The 16036-nt window shown below is 38.7% G+C and carries 21 protein-coding genes; 15 read left to right on the top strand and 6 right to left on the bottom strand.

Annotated elements, in window-relative coordinates:
- Positions 1–2 precede the first annotated feature (2 nt).
- Together mltG and pabC are read right to left on the bottom strand one after the other, a co-directional pair.
- On the bottom strand, positions 3–1073 hold the full coding sequence (mltG, locus tag POD11_RS05800; protein ID WP_262456678.1) for an endolytic transglycosylase MltG: 1071 nt from the start codon (positions 1071–1073) through the stop codon (positions 3–5).
- Position 1074: 1 nt separating this feature from the next.
- On the bottom strand, positions 1075–1887 hold the full coding sequence (gene pabC / locus POD11_RS05795; protein WP_262456677.1) for an aminodeoxychorismate lyase: 813 nt from the start codon (positions 1885–1887) through the stop codon (positions 1075–1077).
- A gap of 263 nt (positions 1888–2150) precedes the next feature.
- On the opposite strand from pabC, the gene POD11_RS05790 reads away from it, so the two are divergent.
- The 6 genes from POD11_RS05790 (at position 2151) to POD11_RS05765 (ending at position 7660) form a co-directional block, all read left to right on the top strand.
- A complete protein-coding gene (locus tag POD11_RS05790) occupies positions 2151–3158 on the top strand; it encodes a sulfate ABC transporter substrate-binding protein (RefSeq protein ID WP_104079154.1) in 1008 nt (335 codons plus the stop codon).
- Between the two features lie 30 nt (positions 3159–3188).
- Positions 3189–3797 (top strand): RBBP9/YdeN family alpha/beta hydrolase, encoded by a 609-nt coding sequence (locus POD11_RS05785; RefSeq protein ID WP_262456676.1) that lies wholly within the window; start codon positions 3189–3191, stop codon positions 3795–3797.
- A gap of 80 nt (positions 3798–3877) precedes the next feature.
- Entirely contained in the window at positions 3878–4711 is an 834-nt protein-coding gene (gene cysT, locus POD11_RS05780; protein WP_004790714.1) for a sulfate ABC transporter permease subunit CysT, read from the top strand.
- Positions 4708–5592, top strand: a complete 885-nt coding sequence (gene cysW / locus POD11_RS05775) for a sulfate ABC transporter permease subunit CysW (RefSeq protein ID WP_239967128.1) — start codon at positions 4708–4710, stop codon at positions 5590–5592. Before cysT ends, cysW begins: the two co-directional genes overlap by 4 nt.
- Before the next feature lie 11 nt (positions 5593–5603).
- Positions 5604–6665, top strand: a complete 1062-nt coding sequence (locus POD11_RS05770; protein WP_016140278.1) for a sulfate/molybdate ABC transporter ATP-binding protein — start codon at positions 5604–5606, stop codon at positions 6663–6665.
- Between the two features lie 71 nt (positions 6666–6736).
- Positions 6737–7660 carry a CysB family HTH-type transcriptional regulator gene (locus tag POD11_RS05765; protein ID WP_016140277.1) on the top strand — a complete coding sequence of 308 codons (924 nt, stop codon included), beginning with the start codon at positions 6737–6739 and terminating at the stop codon, positions 7658–7660.
- Positions 7661–7748: 88 nt separating this feature from the next.
- Here the strand turns inward: POD11_RS05765 and carO are convergent, their stop codons facing one another.
- On the bottom strand, positions 7749–8498 hold the full coding sequence (gene carO, locus POD11_RS05760; protein WP_016140276.1) for an ornithine uptake porin CarO type 1: 750 nt from the start codon (positions 8496–8498) through the stop codon (positions 7749–7751).
- A 295-nt stretch (positions 8499–8793) separates the two neighbouring features.
- Between carO and dapD the strand changes: the two genes are divergently transcribed.
- From dapD to POD11_RS05720, 8 genes are all read left to right on the top strand, one after another.
- Complete coding sequence (gene dapD, locus POD11_RS05755) at positions 8794–9615, top strand: 2,3,4,5-tetrahydropyridine-2,6-dicarboxylate N-succinyltransferase (RefSeq protein WP_016140275.1); 822 nt, start codon at positions 8794–8796, stop codon at positions 9613–9615.
- Between the two features lie 98 nt (positions 9616–9713).
- Positions 9714–10424: a 7-carboxy-7-deazaguanine synthase QueE gene (gene queE, locus POD11_RS05750; RefSeq protein ID WP_016140274.1), complete on the top strand. Its 711-nt coding sequence runs from the start codon at positions 9714–9716 to the stop codon at positions 10422–10424.
- Positions 10425–10464: 40 nt separating this feature from the next.
- Positions 10465–11133, top strand: a complete 669-nt coding sequence (queC, locus tag POD11_RS05745) for a 7-cyano-7-deazaguanine synthase QueC (RefSeq protein WP_224991506.1) — start codon at positions 10465–10467, stop codon at positions 11131–11133.
- Positions 11134–11149: 16 nt separating this feature from the next.
- Positions 11150–11566, top strand: a complete 417-nt coding sequence (locus POD11_RS05740) for a hypothetical protein (protein ID WP_016140272.1) — start codon at positions 11150–11152, stop codon at positions 11564–11566.
- 96 nt (positions 11567–11662) lie between these two features.
- Positions 11663–12349 (top strand): diphthine--ammonia ligase, encoded by a 687-nt coding sequence (locus POD11_RS05735; protein WP_262456675.1) that lies wholly within the window; start codon positions 11663–11665, stop codon positions 12347–12349.
- A 17-nt stretch (positions 12350–12366) separates the two neighbouring features.
- Positions 12367–12828: a peroxiredoxin gene (locus POD11_RS05730; protein WP_016140270.1), complete on the top strand. Its 462-nt coding sequence runs from the start codon at positions 12367–12369 to the stop codon at positions 12826–12828.
- A 117-nt stretch (positions 12829–12945) separates the two neighbouring features.
- A complete protein-coding gene (locus POD11_RS05725; protein WP_262456674.1) occupies positions 12946–13515 on the top strand; it encodes a CAP domain-containing protein in 570 nt (189 codons plus the stop codon).
- A gap of 11 nt (positions 13516–13526) precedes the next feature.
- Positions 13527–13889, top strand: a complete 363-nt coding sequence (locus POD11_RS05720) for a glyoxalase superfamily protein (RefSeq protein ID WP_262456673.1) — start codon at positions 13527–13529, stop codon at positions 13887–13889.
- Between the two features lie 11 nt (positions 13890–13900).
- On the opposite strand, the gene POD11_RS05715 is transcribed toward POD11_RS05720, so the two are convergent.
- Positions 13901–14476: a nicotinate-nicotinamide nucleotide adenylyltransferase gene (locus tag POD11_RS05715; RefSeq protein WP_080649570.1), complete on the bottom strand. Its 576-nt coding sequence runs from the start codon at positions 14474–14476 to the stop codon at positions 13901–13903.
- 109 nt (positions 14477–14585) lie between these two features.
- On the opposite strand from POD11_RS05715, the gene POD11_RS05710 reads away from it, so the two are divergent.
- Positions 14586–15386 carry an enoyl-CoA hydratase-related protein gene (locus tag POD11_RS05710; RefSeq protein WP_262456672.1) on the top strand — a complete coding sequence of 267 codons (801 nt, stop codon included), beginning with the start codon at positions 14586–14588 and terminating at the stop codon, positions 15384–15386.
- Here POD11_RS05710 and POD11_RS05705 read toward each other — a convergent pair.
- Together POD11_RS05705 and POD11_RS05700 are read right to left on the bottom strand one after the other, a co-directional pair.
- Positions 15379–15699, bottom strand: coding sequence for an NGG1p interacting factor NIF3 (locus tag POD11_RS05705; RefSeq protein WP_262456671.1), 321 nt, complete (start codon positions 15697–15699; stop codon positions 15379–15381). The genes POD11_RS05710 and POD11_RS05705 overlap by 8 nt on opposite strands.
- Before the next feature lie 67 nt (positions 15700–15766).
- A complete protein-coding gene (locus POD11_RS05700; protein ID WP_002118600.1) occupies positions 15767–15892 on the bottom strand; it encodes a KGW motif small protein in 126 nt (41 codons plus the stop codon).
- Between the last annotated feature and the right edge of the window lie 144 nt (positions 15893–16036).

Genomic DNA, 16036 nt, shown 5'->3' with positions numbered 1-16036 from the left:
CCTTATTTCTTCGATCTCAACACGGATAAATAGTCCTGCACCGCTTGATTATGCGCTTGCAAACTTGCCGTAAATTTATGCCCACCATTACCAGTCGCTACAAAATAGATGTTGTTTGAGTTATCTGGATGTAACGCTGCTTCAATCGCTTTTTGGCTTGGTAAAGCAATTGGAGTTGGAGGCAAACCATTAATGGTATAAGTATTATATGGCGTTGGGGTACGCAGGTCTTCTCGGGTAATATTACCTTTATAGTTATTACCCATACCGTAAATAACAGTAGGATCCGTTTGTAAACGCATATCGAGTTTTAAACGACGGACAAAAACGCCAGAAACTTGTGTAAGTTCACTATCTAAACTTGTTTCTTTCTCAACAATAGAAGCCATAATTAATGCTTCATATTTGTCTTTATAAGGTAAATTCGGCGCGCGTTTTGCCCAAGCTGCATCTAGAGCTTTTATTTGACGATGATATAAATCGGTAAGAATTTTCTTGTCAGTCTCGCCTTTAGCAAAGAAATAAGTATTCGGCGCGAACAAGCCTTCTGGATGATCGTAAGGAATCCCAAGCGCCTTCATAAGCTGATCGTTAGGTAAATCCAATATTGTATTTTTTACATTTTTATCATTTTTAAGTGCAGTAATAAGCTGCTTAAAAGTTGTACCTTCAATGACCAAAACACGGTTCATCTGAGCATTATCAGCATCAGATAACATCTCTAATACTTGTCTTACACTCATCCCTTGTTCAATTTCATACACGCCAGCTTTCATGCTGTCATGAATCATAAACTTTTGATAAAGCTTTAATACGATAGGAAAGCTAATTTTGCCTTCTTTGGCCAAACGATCAATAAAACCAGAATAAGTTTCTCCAGATGTAATCGATAACATCTGTTTTTTTCCTTCAACAGGATAAGCCTTAAACAAGCTTGACCATAAAATGGCAAAAGTAGAGATTAAAACAATAAAAAGGCCAATTAGAACCAATCGCTTAGAAAATTTTGGAGCTTGTTTTTTGTTATTTTTCTTGGCGTTTTTTGCTTTCGCATTCACAGGTGGCTTCGGCATATTAATGAATCTGATTTAAGTTAAGGATATGAAATAAATCTATGCATGCCTGTGTATCTAGCGTTTTTTCGCCTAAATGAGTGACTACTCGCATAGGGTTTAAAGCATTACAAAAGAATAGACTTTGTATTTCAGATACTTCATCTAATTCAATCACACGTACTTCACAGGCAATACCATGGTGCTGCATACGCGCCAGAATTTCTGCCCGCATTACACCGTGGACGCCATTATAACGAAGTTCAGGAGTAATCCATCTATCATTTAAACGAATAAAACAATTACTGCTGATCCCTTCAACAATATAACCTTGTACATCAGTCACTAATGCTTCAGCCCACCCGAGTTGATCTGCTTCTTTTTTTAGCAATACTTGTTCAAGACGGTTTAAAGATTTGAGTCCGATCAAGCTCGGCATGGTTAAACCTAGAGCCTGATTTAAGACACCACACTGGATAGAGTCTGGCAAAAATGGCTCTAAAGCTTTTGGATAAAACCAGATATAAATATCTGCTTCATGATTTGGCAAACTATAACCACGGTCACCTTCACCACGACTAATCACAATTTTTAAAGTGCCGTTGAGCACAAGATTTTGCTTTTGTAATTGCTGTAAGCTTTGTTCTATGAGTTCAAAATTTGCAGTTAAAGACAGTCTTTGACATGCAAGTTTTAGACGCTCCCAGTGTCTTTCTTTAAGCTCAATCTGGTTTTGAAAAACACGAATTGTGGTAAAGCACCCATCACCATAATGAAATGCTCGATCCAATAAAGAAATGGTCTCAACAGGTTGCCCATTTTTAAAACACCACATGTTTGATCACCCTTTCTTAAAAACCGAACAACAAAAACGACACCTTTCATTTAAATAATAAATGATTGATTTTAAAAAATTATACCGATTTCGTATTAACTTTTGAAACTTGTTATATATCAAGATTTAAGAATAGTTTATCTCTTTTTAGTATTTCTATTTTTTTCATATTAAATTCGTTTTTTATTATTTTTTTAGAATAAAGACTAGCGCTATTCTGCGTTCATGTTTTGAACATTTCATATTTTTTGAGGACTTATCTCATGCGTTTTTCTCAATTAAAAGTCGGGGTTATCGCTGCACTTCTTTCTGTTTCATCATTTGCAGCTCAAGAGTTTTTAAACGTTTCTTACGATCCAACTCGTGAGTTATATACAGATTTCAACAAACAGTTCGGTACTTATTGGAAACAACGTACGGGTCAAGATATTGAGTTTAAGCAATCACACGGTGGTTCTGGTAAACAGGCGCGTGCGGTTATTGATGGCTTAAATGCAGATGTAGTGACATTGGCACTTGCGGCTGATATCGATGAAATTGCTGAAAAAGCAAAACTACTTCCAACAGACTGGCAGAAAAAACTGCCACAAAACTCAACGCCATATACATCAACGATTGTGTTTTTAGTGCGTAAAGGCAATCCAAAACAAATCAAAGACTGGGCTGATTTAATCAAACCGGGTGTAGAAATTATTACACCAAACCCGAAAACTTCTGGTGGTGCTCGTTGGAATTATCTTGCAGCTTGGGCTTGGGCAAAACATCAACCGGGTGGCAATGATGCAAAAGCACAAGAGTACGTTCGTCAAATTTATAAACACACTAAAGTTCTAGATTCGGGTGCACGTGGTGCAACGACTACTTTTGCTGAGCGTGGTATTGGTGATGTATTGCTAGCTTGGGAAAACGAAGCTCATTTAGCTCTTCGCGAACAACCAGGCAAATTTGAAATTATTACCCCGTCTCTTTCGATCTTAGCTGAGCCTCCAGTTGCAATTGTAGAGAAGAATGCAGCTAAAAAAGGCAACTTAACGATTGCTAAAGGTTATCTCAACTACTTGTATTCGCCAGCTGGCCAAGAAATTGCAGCTCGTAACTTCTACCGTCCGCGTAACGCAGCTGTTCTTAAGAAATACAGCAATGTATTTAAGCCATTGAAGCTTGTAACCATCGACAAAGAATTTGGTGGTTGGACCAAAGTGCAAAAACAACACTTTGATAATGGTGGTGTTTTCGATCAAATTGTGAAAATCAATAGTGCAGAGAAGTAATTCTTTGTACTAAAGATAAGGAGAACAGACATGATTCACACTGTAATTGTTCCGGGTGTAGGTGGTAGTGAACATCAGCATTGGCAATCTTGGTTGCAGCGTCAACTCGTGTCTAGTTCTCGTGTTGAGCAAAAAAACTGGGATAGACCTGTATTAAGCGAATGGGTTGAACAATTTGTTAAAACCGTTCAAGCAGCACCAGCTCCTGTTCAGATTGTTGCACATAGTTTTGGATGTTTAACAAGTGTTGCTGCTTTAGCAGAGTATCCAGAATTAAGAAGCCAAGTGAAGAAACTTATTTTAGTCGCTCCGGCAAATCCAGCACGCTTTGGGGAAGCAGGATTTGCTCGTCATAGCTTGACCGACTACAAAGCGTATTTTCATCAATTAAAAATTGATGTGCCTGCAACGCTACTCATTAGTGAAAACGATCCTTGGCTTGGTCTTTTTGATGCTTTACAACTTGCAAAATCATGGAAATTAAATCCTGTGAATCTTGGTGAAGTTGGTCATATTAATGTTGCCTCAGGTTTTGGGCCATTTCCAGATTTACTGAATTATTTGATTCCAGAAGATTCGATGTGTAGTCACTCATCTATCGACCCGGTAAAAACACATTTCTCTTTGAAATTTGCTTAATACCAATCCTTATACCACACCGTTTATCTTTATTTATTCGCTTACTGGTTTCAGCAGGCTTTTCTCTTTGAGGAAATATCATGTCGCAGCGATCCCGAGTGCTGCCAGGGTTTGGTCTATCTTTGGGCTTCACCCTCGCCTATGTGTCTTTTATTGTGCTTATTCCATTAGCCGCGGTCTTCATCAAATCATTTGGAATTGGATGGGACGGATTATGGGAAATTTTAACGTCTGAGCGTATTTTAAAATCGCTTCAACTCAGCTTTAGCTCAGCCTTAATAGCAGCGTTTATTAATGTTGTGTTTGGTTTGCTTTTAGCTTGGTGCCTTGTTCGTTATAACTTTCCTGGAAAACGTCTGGTTGATGCTTTGGTCGATTTACCTTTTGCACTTCCAACAGCGGTTGCAGGTATTGCGCTGACCTCACTCTATGCACCTACTGGCTGGATAGGTCAATATCTGGAACCACTTGGTATTCAGGTTGCCTATACACCTATCGGGATTACGCTGGCATTGGTGTTTATTGGTATCCCATTTATTGTAAGAACAGTTCAGCCAGTACTCAGTGATATCGAAACTGAACTTGAGGAAGCGGCTTCCGCACTCGGCGCAAATCGTTGGCAAACCATCACTAAAATTATTTTACCGATCTTACTACCTGCCCTATTTACAGGCTTTGCTTTAGCATTTGCTCGCGGCGTGGGTGAATATGGTTCTGTTATTTTTATTGCTGGCAATCAACCTTTTAAAACAGAGATTGCACCACTCATGATTATTTCTCGTCTTGAGGAATATGACTATGCAGGTGCAACCACAATTGCTGCGGTGATGTTAGTTCTCTCTTTCATTATTTTATTTGCCATTAATTTACTTCAAGTCTGGGCAAACCGTCGTACGGGGAGAAATATCACATGAATCTACATACTGACAGCAATGCGCTTGCCTTGAAGTTGCAATCTCGTGACGCGACACGTGAGCCGACTTGGGTACGTTATACCTTAATTACCATTGCACTGATTTTCTTTCTCAGCTGCCTGATGTTGCCACTTATTTTGGTTTTCGTGGAAGCATTTAAACAGGGACTTGAAGTCTATGTTCAGGCTTTGATTGATCCAGATACATTATCAGCAGTGAAACTAACATTATTAACCGCAGCGATTGCTGTGCCAATTAACGTGATATTTGGTGTTGCCGCAGCTTGGGCCGTTTCTAAATTTCAGTTTAGAGGCAAAGCTATTTTAACGACCATTATTGATATGCCTTTTTCGGTTTCACCCGTTATTGCAGGTTTAATGATTGTACTGATTTTTGGTGCTCAAGGCTGGTTAGGCGGCTGGTTAATGGATAATGACATCAAAATTCTATATGCCGTACCTGCAATTGTTTTAGCGACCATCTTTATTACCGTTCCATTTGTAGCACGTGAGTTAATTCCACTCATGGAAGCTCAAGGAACTGAAGAGGAAGAAGCAGCGATTGTACTTGGTGCATCTGGATGGCAAACCTTTTGGAAGGTCACACTCCCTAACATTAAATGGGGGCTAATTTACGGCGTGATTCTGTGTAATGCCCGCGCAATGGGTGAGTTTGGCGCAGTATCTGTGGTTTCTGGCCACATCCGTGGTGAAACTAATACCCTGCCACTTCATGTCGAAATTTTATATAACGAGTACACCTTTAGCGCAGCCTTTGCCGTGTCCTCATTACTTGCTTTTTTAGCCATATTAACGCTGGTATTGAAAACGTGGTTAGAACTACATCAAGACAAACCACAACCGCATTCAACTGATTCGTAAGGAATGAGATCATGAGTATTCAAGTTAAAAATATTGAAAAACACTTTGGTGCATTCCATGCGCTTAAAAATATTTCCCTAGACTTCCCAGAAGGTGAACTGGTTGCATTACTTGGCCCATCTGGATGCGGTAAAACAACGCTACTTCGTATTATTGCCGGTCTAGAGTCAGCCGATGGTGGTCAAGTTCTACTTGAAGGCGAAGACGCGACTAATGTACATGTGCGTGAGCGTCAGGTTGGCTTTGTATTTCAGCACTATGCTTTATTCCGTCACATGACCGTATTTGACAATATTGCCTTTGGTTTACGTGTTCGCCCTCGTGCAACACGCCCTTCGGAAGCTGAAATTAAAAAACGTGTTACTCGTTTACTCGATCTAGTTCAACTGGGCTTTTTAGCAGACCGCTACCCTGCCCAGCTTTCTGGCGGACAACGTCAGCGTATTGCTTTAGCCCGTGCTTTGGCGGTAGAGCCACGCGTATTATTGCTTGATGAACCATTTGGTGCTTTAGATGCCAAAGTTCGTAAGGAATTACGCCGCTGGTTACGTAACTTACATGATGAATTGCATATCACTTCAATTTTCGTAACTCATGATCAGGAAGAAGCGCTTGAGGTGGCAGACCAGATTATTGTCATGAATAAAGGCAATGTCGAACAGATCGGCTCACCTCGTGAAGTCTACGAAAAACCTGCAACGCCGTTTGTATTTGATTTCTTGGGTCAGGCAAATCGATTTGAAGGTGAACATACGGAAGGTATTATCCGTATCGGCAATGACCGTATTCAGTTACCGACAACAGTTGAGGCACCTCAAGGAAAAGTAATTGCTTTTGCCCGTCCAGATGAGTTACATATTCACTCGCAACCGCAAGCGAATACCATTGAAGCGACGTTTGTGCGTGAAATCTGGATTGCTGGAAAAGTAGTGGCCGAATTACAAGACCGTAATGGACGTTTAATTGAAATTGCTCTGAGCAGTGAAGCTGCAAAATTACATGCATTTAAACCTAATCAAACTGTTTGGGTCAGTGCATCTCAATTGCACTTATTTGCAGACCAAGTTGCTTAAGAAATATATTTGGTGAGGAAATATCTTGCGGATTTTTAGACGCTCCTCACCTCTTTTGAGGAAAAGTGTAAATGAACTTTCAACAATTAAGAATTATCCGAGAAACAGTACGCCAAAACTTTAACTTGACGGAAGCATCGGCTGCACTCTACACATCTCAATCAGGTGTAAGTAAACACATCAAAGACTTAGAAGATGAATTAGGTGTTCAACTTTTCGTTCGTAAAGGTAAACGCCTTTTAGGTTTAACTGAACCAGGACAGTCACTTCTTAGTATTGTTGAACGCATGTTAGTGGATGCTGAAAATATTAAACGACTTGCTGAAGATTTTAATAAGGTTGACGAAGGAACATTAACGATCGCAACTACGCATACTCAAGCGCGTTATGTCTTGCCTCCGATCGTCAATCAATTTAAAAAATTATTTCCAAAAGTTCATTTGATTTTACAACAAGCTAGCCCCGTCGAAATTTCAGAAATGCTTTTACAAGGCGAAGCGGATATTGGAATTGCAACCGAGTCTTTAACGACTGAAGAAAATCTGGCTAGCATTCCTTACTACCAATGGCAACACAGTATTATTACGCCGCAAAATCATCCTTTAGTGCAGGCAGATAAAATCACTCTAGAACTTTTAGCAGAATACCCACTCATTACTTATCATGGTGGTTTTACAGGTCGATCTAAAATCGATAAAGCCTTTGAAGAAGCCCAACTCGATGCCGATATCGTAATGTCAGCTCTTGATGCCGATGTTATCAAAACCTATGTGGAACTTGGCATGGGTGTAGGGATTGTCAATGACGTGGCTTATGATACAGAACGTGATTATCGCTTAAAGCAAACCAAGACTGATATTTTTGGTGTCAACACGACATGGATTGCGGTGCGCAAAGGCCATCTATTACGCGGTTATGGTTACGAATTTATTTCTTTATGCTCACCTGATGCGGATATTAAAGCTCTAAAGAAAATTGCTTATCCAGATGAATAAAAATTAAAAAAAATAAAAGAGCTTTTTAGCTCTTTTATTTTATTAGATGCAAAAAAAACGAGCCGTAGCTCGTTTTTTCTTTAACATCTTACCAGTAGAAGTTCACACCAACTTTACCAACTGGTAACCACTTGTATTTATCATCATTACGGATTTCATTTTCTTCCTTATCTACTGCATCCTGAGCAGACGTTGGATTCCCATTTACAGGAGCAAGGTTATATTGAGTTAACTGAACTTTTGGATTACCAGTGTAGTAGGCACCTACCTCACCAAATACGCCCCAATTCTTGTTAAATTTTGGAGCAAAACCAAAGCCTACGTAAGGAGCAATATTATTTTCATAATTCATCTTACCCTTTACGCCACCCTCTTGACCTGCAACTGCTTGTTGATAGTTTTTACCATCAATTGATAATGTTTCACCGTTACCAATGCGTTTAGCTAAGTCATAATCATTATCTAGATAAGCAGCACCTGCAGCAACATATAAGCCTTGAGCCCATGGATTAGAGCTAGCACCCCATGGACGAATCTCAGCATTTAAATAGATATTGTTGTTGTCCATATCTAGGTCATATTTAGTACCATTTACAGAAACATCATCTGTCCACGAAATGTCACCACCGTTATAACCTAAAGCTAAGCCCACATATGGATTTGCTTGCCATAATAAAGCACCACCGTAACCAGTTGTACCTACCTCAGCACGCACCCCCACAGGAAGTAATTGTTTTTGATCAAATGCGTAGCTGTCATGAACAACGGCTTCATCTGCCATTGCAGCACCGGCAGCAAATAAAGCTGTTGTTGTTACTAAAACACGTAATGCTTTCATAGTTTTCTCCTTAAAAAGGCTCTGTTTTTAATTTATTCATCTTGTGACTGAAATCATAATAAAGACAGCTTAGATTCTTTTTTATACAAAAAATGCTAGATTTCTGTTATTTTTTGATACAAATTGAGTTAAATTTTTATTTTCAAATCATTTTTGTGTAAAAAACACTTGATTATCTAATAAGCTTATTCCGATTTACCTCATTTATATCACCAATTAAACCTAACACGTTTTTTGAAAGATTCTTGTCACAAATTAGTGTAAAATCTTTAAAATTTTTTATGGAAGGAAGATCATGTCTCAGCTTTCTACGATCATTGAGCAAGCATTTGAAGACCGCGCAAATTTTACTGCAGCAGATTGTTCAAGCGAAATTCGCCAAGCTGTTGAAGAAGCAATTGCTGGTTTAGATAACGGTACACTTCGAGTTGCTGAAAAAATCAATGGTGAATGGGTTGTTCATCAATGGTTAAAAAAAGCTGTTTTATTATCATTTAAACTAAATGACAATAAACCAATCGAGTCATGTGATCTTCGTTTCTACGACAAAGTTGAAACTAAATTCTCTGGTTGGACTGAAGAGCAATTTAAAGCAGCAGGCGTTCGTGTTGTTCCTCCAGCTGTAGCACGCCGTGGTAGCTTCCAAGCTAAAAACGTGGTGTTAATGCCATCTTATGTAAACATTGGTGCTTATGTAGATGAAGGCACAATGGTTGATACATGGGCAACTGTAGGTTCATGTGCTCAAATCGGTAAAAATGTTCACTTATCTGGTGGTGTAGGTATTGGCGGTGTTTTAGAGCCATTACAAGCAAACCCAACTATTATTGAAGATAACTGCTTTATCGGTGCACGTTCAGAAATCGTTGAAGGTGTTATTGTTGAAGAAGGCTCAGTCATTTCAATGGGCGTTTTCATTGGTCAATCAACTAAAATTTATGACCGCGAAACTGGTGAAATCCATTATGGCCGTGTACCAGCAGGTTCAGTTGTAGTTTCAGGCAGCTTGCCATCTAAATGTGGTACTTACAGCCTATATGCTGCGATCATCGTGAAAAAAGTTGATGCGCAAACGCGTGCCAAAACAAGCTTAAACGATTTGTTACGTGCTGACTAATTTGTTATAACTCTCTTGCGGAGCTTTAATCGCTCCCCATCTCTACGATCCCACTGATCGTAGAGATTTTATTTTTTATATAGTGTGGTATTTCTAGAATGGCTTCCTTACGTTCCTCTGCAATTCCTGTCTCAGACCCTGCGTCCGGTTTACGCATTACCGAGATTTTTTACTCGTTGCAGGGTGAAGCAAACGCCTCTGGCCTACCGACTGTATTCATTCGTCTAACGGGCTGTCCATTACGTTGTAGCTATTGCGATACCACTTATTCTTTTGAAGGTGGCGAACGTTTTTCACTTGAACATATCATTGAAACAGCCAAGCAATATCAAACACCTTATATTTGTGTGACGGGTGGTGAACCTCTCGCACAGCCAAACTGTTTGATTTTATTACAACGTTTATGTGAAGCAGGTTTTGACGTTTCCTTAGAAACCAGTGGTGCACTTGATGTATCGAAAGTCGACTCTCGTGTTTCTAAAGTTCTTGATTTAAAAACTCCAACTTCTGGTGAGGAACATCGTAATCTCATCAGCAATCTTGATCATTTAACGTTGCATGACCAAATTAAATTCGTCATTTGCAACCGTGAAGACTATGAATGGTCAAAGCAACAAGTTGAAAAATATCAACTGCATAAAAAAGTCAGTACCGTTTGGTTCTCCCCTGCCTTTGCAGTTGAAAAAGGTGCTGTAGGCCTGCCACGTTTAGCACGTGATCTGGCACAGTGGATACTTGATGATAAATTATCGGTTCGTTTCCAACTTCAGTTACATAAACTGCTTTGGAATGATGAATCAGGTCGTTAATCACTCAATAAAATAAATCATTCCGAATATGGAGAAAAATATGCGCTCTCGTGCCATTGTTTTACTTTCAGGCGGCTTAGACTCAACCACTTGCCTAGCTTGGGCACAAGCGCGCTATGAATGTATTGCTATTAGTTTTATGTATGGTCAACGCTCAACCACGGAACTTGATGCTGCAAAAGCTTTAGCTCAGCGTTCGGGTGTTGAACATCGTGTAATTAATATTGATCTGGCTAATTTAGGTGGATCTGCACTTACAGATCACAACATTGCCGTACCAGAACAGTTACAAGAAGGTATTCCTGTAACTTATGTACCAGCGCGTAACACTATTTTCCTCTCATATGCTTTAGCAGCGGCCGAAGTATTTAATGCTGAAGCAATTGTTATTGGCATCAATGCTGTTGATTATTCAGGATATCCTGACTGTCGTCCTGAATTTATTGATGCTTTTGCCAATATGGCTCGTTTAGCAACTAAAGCAGGCGTAGAAGGAAAACCACTTAAGTTTGAAACACCCCTGTTACATTTATCCAAAGCGAATATCATACGTTTAGGTATTGAACATGGCGTAGACTATAGTCAAACGGTATCTTGCTACCAAGCAGATGCTCAAGGACGTGCGTGTGGCAAATGTGACAGTTGCCGTTTGCGTAAAGAAGGCTTTAAAGAGGCTGGTGTTGCCGACCCAACACGCTATATACCGTAATAAGTAGGTAAAATTTATGAAGTTGTTAAAATCAAATCTTATTCTTTCATCTTTGTTCTCAACTGTAGCTCTTATGGCTGGTGCAGCTCACGCTGCTGAAAACCCAGTTCAAGCAGCATATAAAAGTACTAACGTTAAAGGCGCATTAGTTAATGTTTGTAAAGAACAAACAGCTAAAGGCGGCAAGTTAAGTTCATCTGAAGTTAGCAAATTCTGTAGCTGCCAAGTTGAAGCACAAGGTAAAGTGACTGAAGCACAAAAATGGGAAATCCAAAGTGCAATCAATGCGAAGAAGAGCCCAAGTTCTCTAGGATTTGTACAACAACAAAACCGTGATCTTAAAGCATGTTTCGGTCCTCAGTTAACAACTAAACTTGAAAAATTAACTGAAGAAGCTATGAAAGCAGCTCAACAACAAGCTCCTAAAAAATAAGAGTTTAATGTTCCAAATTAAGCCTGCATTTATGCAGGCTTTTTTGTAGCTCTGTTAAAATGACACCACTTTTGAACAATTCTTTTGAAGTAAGCCATGCAAGAACAGTGGAAAACGAATGCTAACCATAAAAGGTCTATTGTTTCATTTAGTGGAGGCAAAGACAGTTCGCTAGCGCTCTACCATGCCATGCAGACTGGCGAAGTGCTTGGATTGATTGTAATGCTAGAAGAACAAGGTCAACGTTCTCGTTCTCATGCTATGCCACTTGATATTATTCAAGCACAAGCTCAAGCAATCGGCTTGCCAGTGTTTATGGCTTCATCAAGTTGGAATGATTATGAAGTGAAGTTTATTGAATTACTCATTCAGGCAAAGCAACAAGAAGCTGAAGTACTGGTTACAGGTGATCTTGATATGCCTGAACATGGCTGTTGGCATGATCGAGTAACGCAACAAGTAGGTCTTCAATTAGGCATGCCTCTTTGGCTACGTCCGCATCGTGAAGTTGTTGAAGAATTCATTACTCTTGGATTCAAAAGTGTCATTGTTACTGTGAATCTAAAACTAGGGATGAAGGTCGAGGATTTAGGTAAATTCTTAACTTTAGAATATATTCAAGAACTTGAAAACCGTGGCATTGATCCATGTGGTGAGGGCGGTGAATTTCATACGACTGTAGTTGATGGGCCAATTTTTAACAAAGCAATTCCTGTAAGAAAACTCAATATTGTTTATCATGAGGAATATGCTTTTTTACCACTTGAATTAGATCAAATTTAACTTTTAAAGGATAAGAAATGTCTGAGAATATTCAACTGCCAAATCAGGTGTTCCCGACTACACACGGTGAAGTGAACTTGACCGAAGTCGAAAATGAATGGTTAATCATTTACTTCTATCCTAAAGACTCAACACCAGGGTGTACGACACAAGCAGTTGGTTTTTCTTGTTTGAAAGATCAATTTGAAGCTTTAGGTGCCCGCATTATCGGTGTTTCACGTGACTCAGTGAAAGCCCATCAAAATTTTACAGATAAGCAAGCACTTACTATTGATCTGATTAGTGATAAGGAAGAAGTTCTTTGTCATCATTTTGATGTGATTAAAGAAAAAAATATGTATGGAAAAAAAGTAATGGGTATTGAACGTTCTACTTTTATTTTCCATAACAAAGAATTGGTTAAAAGCTACCGTAAAGTTAAGGCTGCTGGACACGCAGAACAAGTGCTAGAAGACCTAAAATCTCTGCAAACAGCTTAATAAATTCAACCAACAAAAAGCGAGTTTAATACTCGCTTTTTTAGTGCAAAGCATTACCGAATAATTTTAGTTTGGCGTATGATAAAGATATTAGAATAATTAGTTTAAGGCATTGATATGAGTTCACTCAAAACTTGCTCTTTACTGCCTGCCATTCTCTTTATTGGTGCATGTAGTGCAAATACATTAGCCATACCAACTGACACCAGCACATCACTTGCTCAAATTCAGAAAAATTCAAAAGAAATAAGCTGCCAAGATTTACAAAACCCAGCCTACCAACAAGCTGTACTCAAAAAAATTAATCAAATCCGTCAGCAATCACGCCAATGTGGTCGACAATATTTTTCTGCAACCAGACCACTAAGTTGGAGCAATAATTTATATAAAGGTGCACTTTCTCATAGTGAAGATATGGCTACACATAATTTTCTTGGGCATGTTGGCTCCTCTGGCCTAGACTTAAAATCACGCTTAAAACTTTACAATACACTCGGTAAAGCCAATGGTGAAAATGTTGCTAGTGGACAGAAAACATTAGATGAAGTGATATCTAGATGGTTATCGAGTCCCTTACATTGTAGTAACCTCATGAATCCTAAATTTACAACTTACGCAATTGCTTGTGCTTCTGATCAATCAGCAAAACAAAAGAGCTATTGGACGCAACAATTTGGTACACGTTAAAAGGAAAAAAGATGCAATCAGGTTCGATCACACCTATTTTAAGAATTTTTGATGTTGAGTTAGCTAAATCATTCTATCTTGATTTCTTAGGCTTTCAGCTTGATTGGCAACACCAATTTGAAGAAAATTTCCCATTATATTTACAGATTTCTAAAGACGATTGCGTCATCCATCTATCTGAGCATTTTGGTGATGCGAGTCCCCATAGTGCAATCCGTATTTATTGGGAACATATCTATGAGTTACACAGTGAACTAAGCCAAAAAGATTATAAATTCTCTAAGCCTCAGGTTGAAAAAACAGATTGGGAGACTCTCGAACTCAGCATCGCCGATCCTTTTTCAAACCGAATTATTTTTTGGGCAGATGCTTAATCTATATTCACTTACTCAAAATCATCTAAATTAGAGCGATCATCTTCTTTAAATCGTTGTTGCAGTTGTTGATAAATACGTGTTTTTTTAAACTCATCTAAAAATTGAATAGTACCTATAGGGAAAAATTCCGTTTGGATTTCACCACGATAATAAGCTTCACGCATTGGCGTCGCTGAAATTGAGTCTTTTAGGCTATCGAGTTCGACCATCGTCCATTCTGGAAATAATCTTAAATAATAAGATGACTCATCCTTAAAGTGCCCTATTAGACCAATTTTTGAGTTTGGTTCAATTACGCCATTGACTAAAGATTTGACCTGTTTTACCCACTTTTCATCATTATAGACATCGACCACATGCACAAATCGAATACGTTTTTGCTCATCTGGTGAAAAATTAGATAAAATCATTTGTTCTCGTTCAACTGCAAGAAACGGATTTTTAATATTACGTTCCATTTGAGCAGAACCTAATGCCAAAATCACATAACGACTTTGTTGTAAGGCAATTTCAATTGTCTGCATATGAGCCAAATGAAATGGTTGAAAACGCCCTATAAAAACGAGATAGTCAAATTTATACATAATTAGATTTTCACTTTTTATGAACTCACCAGTTACCCGCATTACAGAAAATATGCGCCATAATGAGAACCTAAAAATTAACAACTTGGTTTAAAGCAAGGATAGTACGATGACACTTAGCTGTATTCAACAACCTCATCAACATTTACACGCAAATTTAGAAGGTGGCGTACTCACCTTAGCCATAAATCGTCCAGAAGCAAAAAATGCATTATATGGCGGACTTTACTTATGGATTGCTCAAGCACTTGATGAAGCTGACCAAGACAAAGATGTACGAGTAGTTGTTCTACGTGGTGCCGAACATGACTTTACCGCTGGTAATGACATGAAAGATTTTATGGGTTTTGTACAAAATCCTAATGCAGGCCCAGCAGGTCAAGTTCCTCCATTTGTACTTCTTAAATCTGCTGCCAGATTATCGAAGCCGCTCATTATCGCAGTAAAAGGTGTGGCTATTGGTATTGGTGTTACGATTTTATTACATGCAGATTTAGTCTTTGCTGACAACACTGCCCTTTTCCAAATTCCATTTGTTAGCCTTGGCCTTTCTCCAGAAGGTGGTGCTAGTCAATTACTTATTCAACAAGCTGGCTATCATAAAGCAGCTGAACTTCTATTTACTGCGAAAAAATTTAATGCAGAAACCGCAGTACAAGCAAGTTTAGTGAATGAAGTCGTTGAAGATGCTTATGCAACCGCTCAGGCAACTGCTCAACATTTAGCAGCTTTACCACTTGCATCGTTAAAGCAAACAAAAGCATTGATGAAGCATAATCTAGACCAAATTATTGAATGTATTGATCATGAAGCTGAAATCTTTATGCAGCGAGTTCAGTCTCCAGAAATGCTAGAGGCTGTACAGGCATTCATGCAAAAACGTAAACCAGATTTTTCACAGTTTAATTAAAATCAATTTCTATGATTTGAATAAACTCAAAGGCAGGCTCTTCGTAAGGATGGCTTGCTTTTAATGCTTTCGCTACAGCCTTTGCATTTTCTTCAATTACAATGGATTCAACCCGCCACTCCTCCACTTGCTCAAGCTCACCCACTTCTCCGATGTAAGGATCTGCACCGTTGACTGGTTTAAACTGCCCGATTCCTTTTACTTGCCATGCACAGTGTTCATAATTACCGATTCCACCCGCACCAGCAGAAAAGATGGCTTGTTTAGTCGACTCAAGATGTGAATCAGGCACGTAATAAATCAGCTTTAACATGAGTAGAATGACTCCTGACTATTGAACTAGCTTAAATCATACCTTTAAAAAAGCTTTAGAATCAAAGTCAGCTCATCATTACTAGATAATTTGCTCCAATAAAAAGGATTTGAATGGCAAGTGCCAAGCCAAATAAACGCCAGCCCTTATCTTTGGTATACATTGTTCTTATGTGATACTTATTTTTCATCATTTTGATCTCCGATTTTTATCGTTGTTACAGAGAAAGCAAAAACTGATCCAATTTTAAACAAACTATAAAGTGTTAAATAGTCGAATGTCTATAGGCTTATAATTTTTCTAAAATGTTAAAAAGAGCTACCCTCATTTATAGGTA

Source organism: Acinetobacter sp. P1(2023) (assembly GCF_028367635.1).
Lineage (GTDB): Bacteria > Pseudomonadota > Gammaproteobacteria > Pseudomonadales > Moraxellaceae > Acinetobacter > Acinetobacter pittii_E.
Note: the sequence above shows the minus strand (reverse complement) of the source record. Positions and strands in the feature narration are given on the sequence as shown.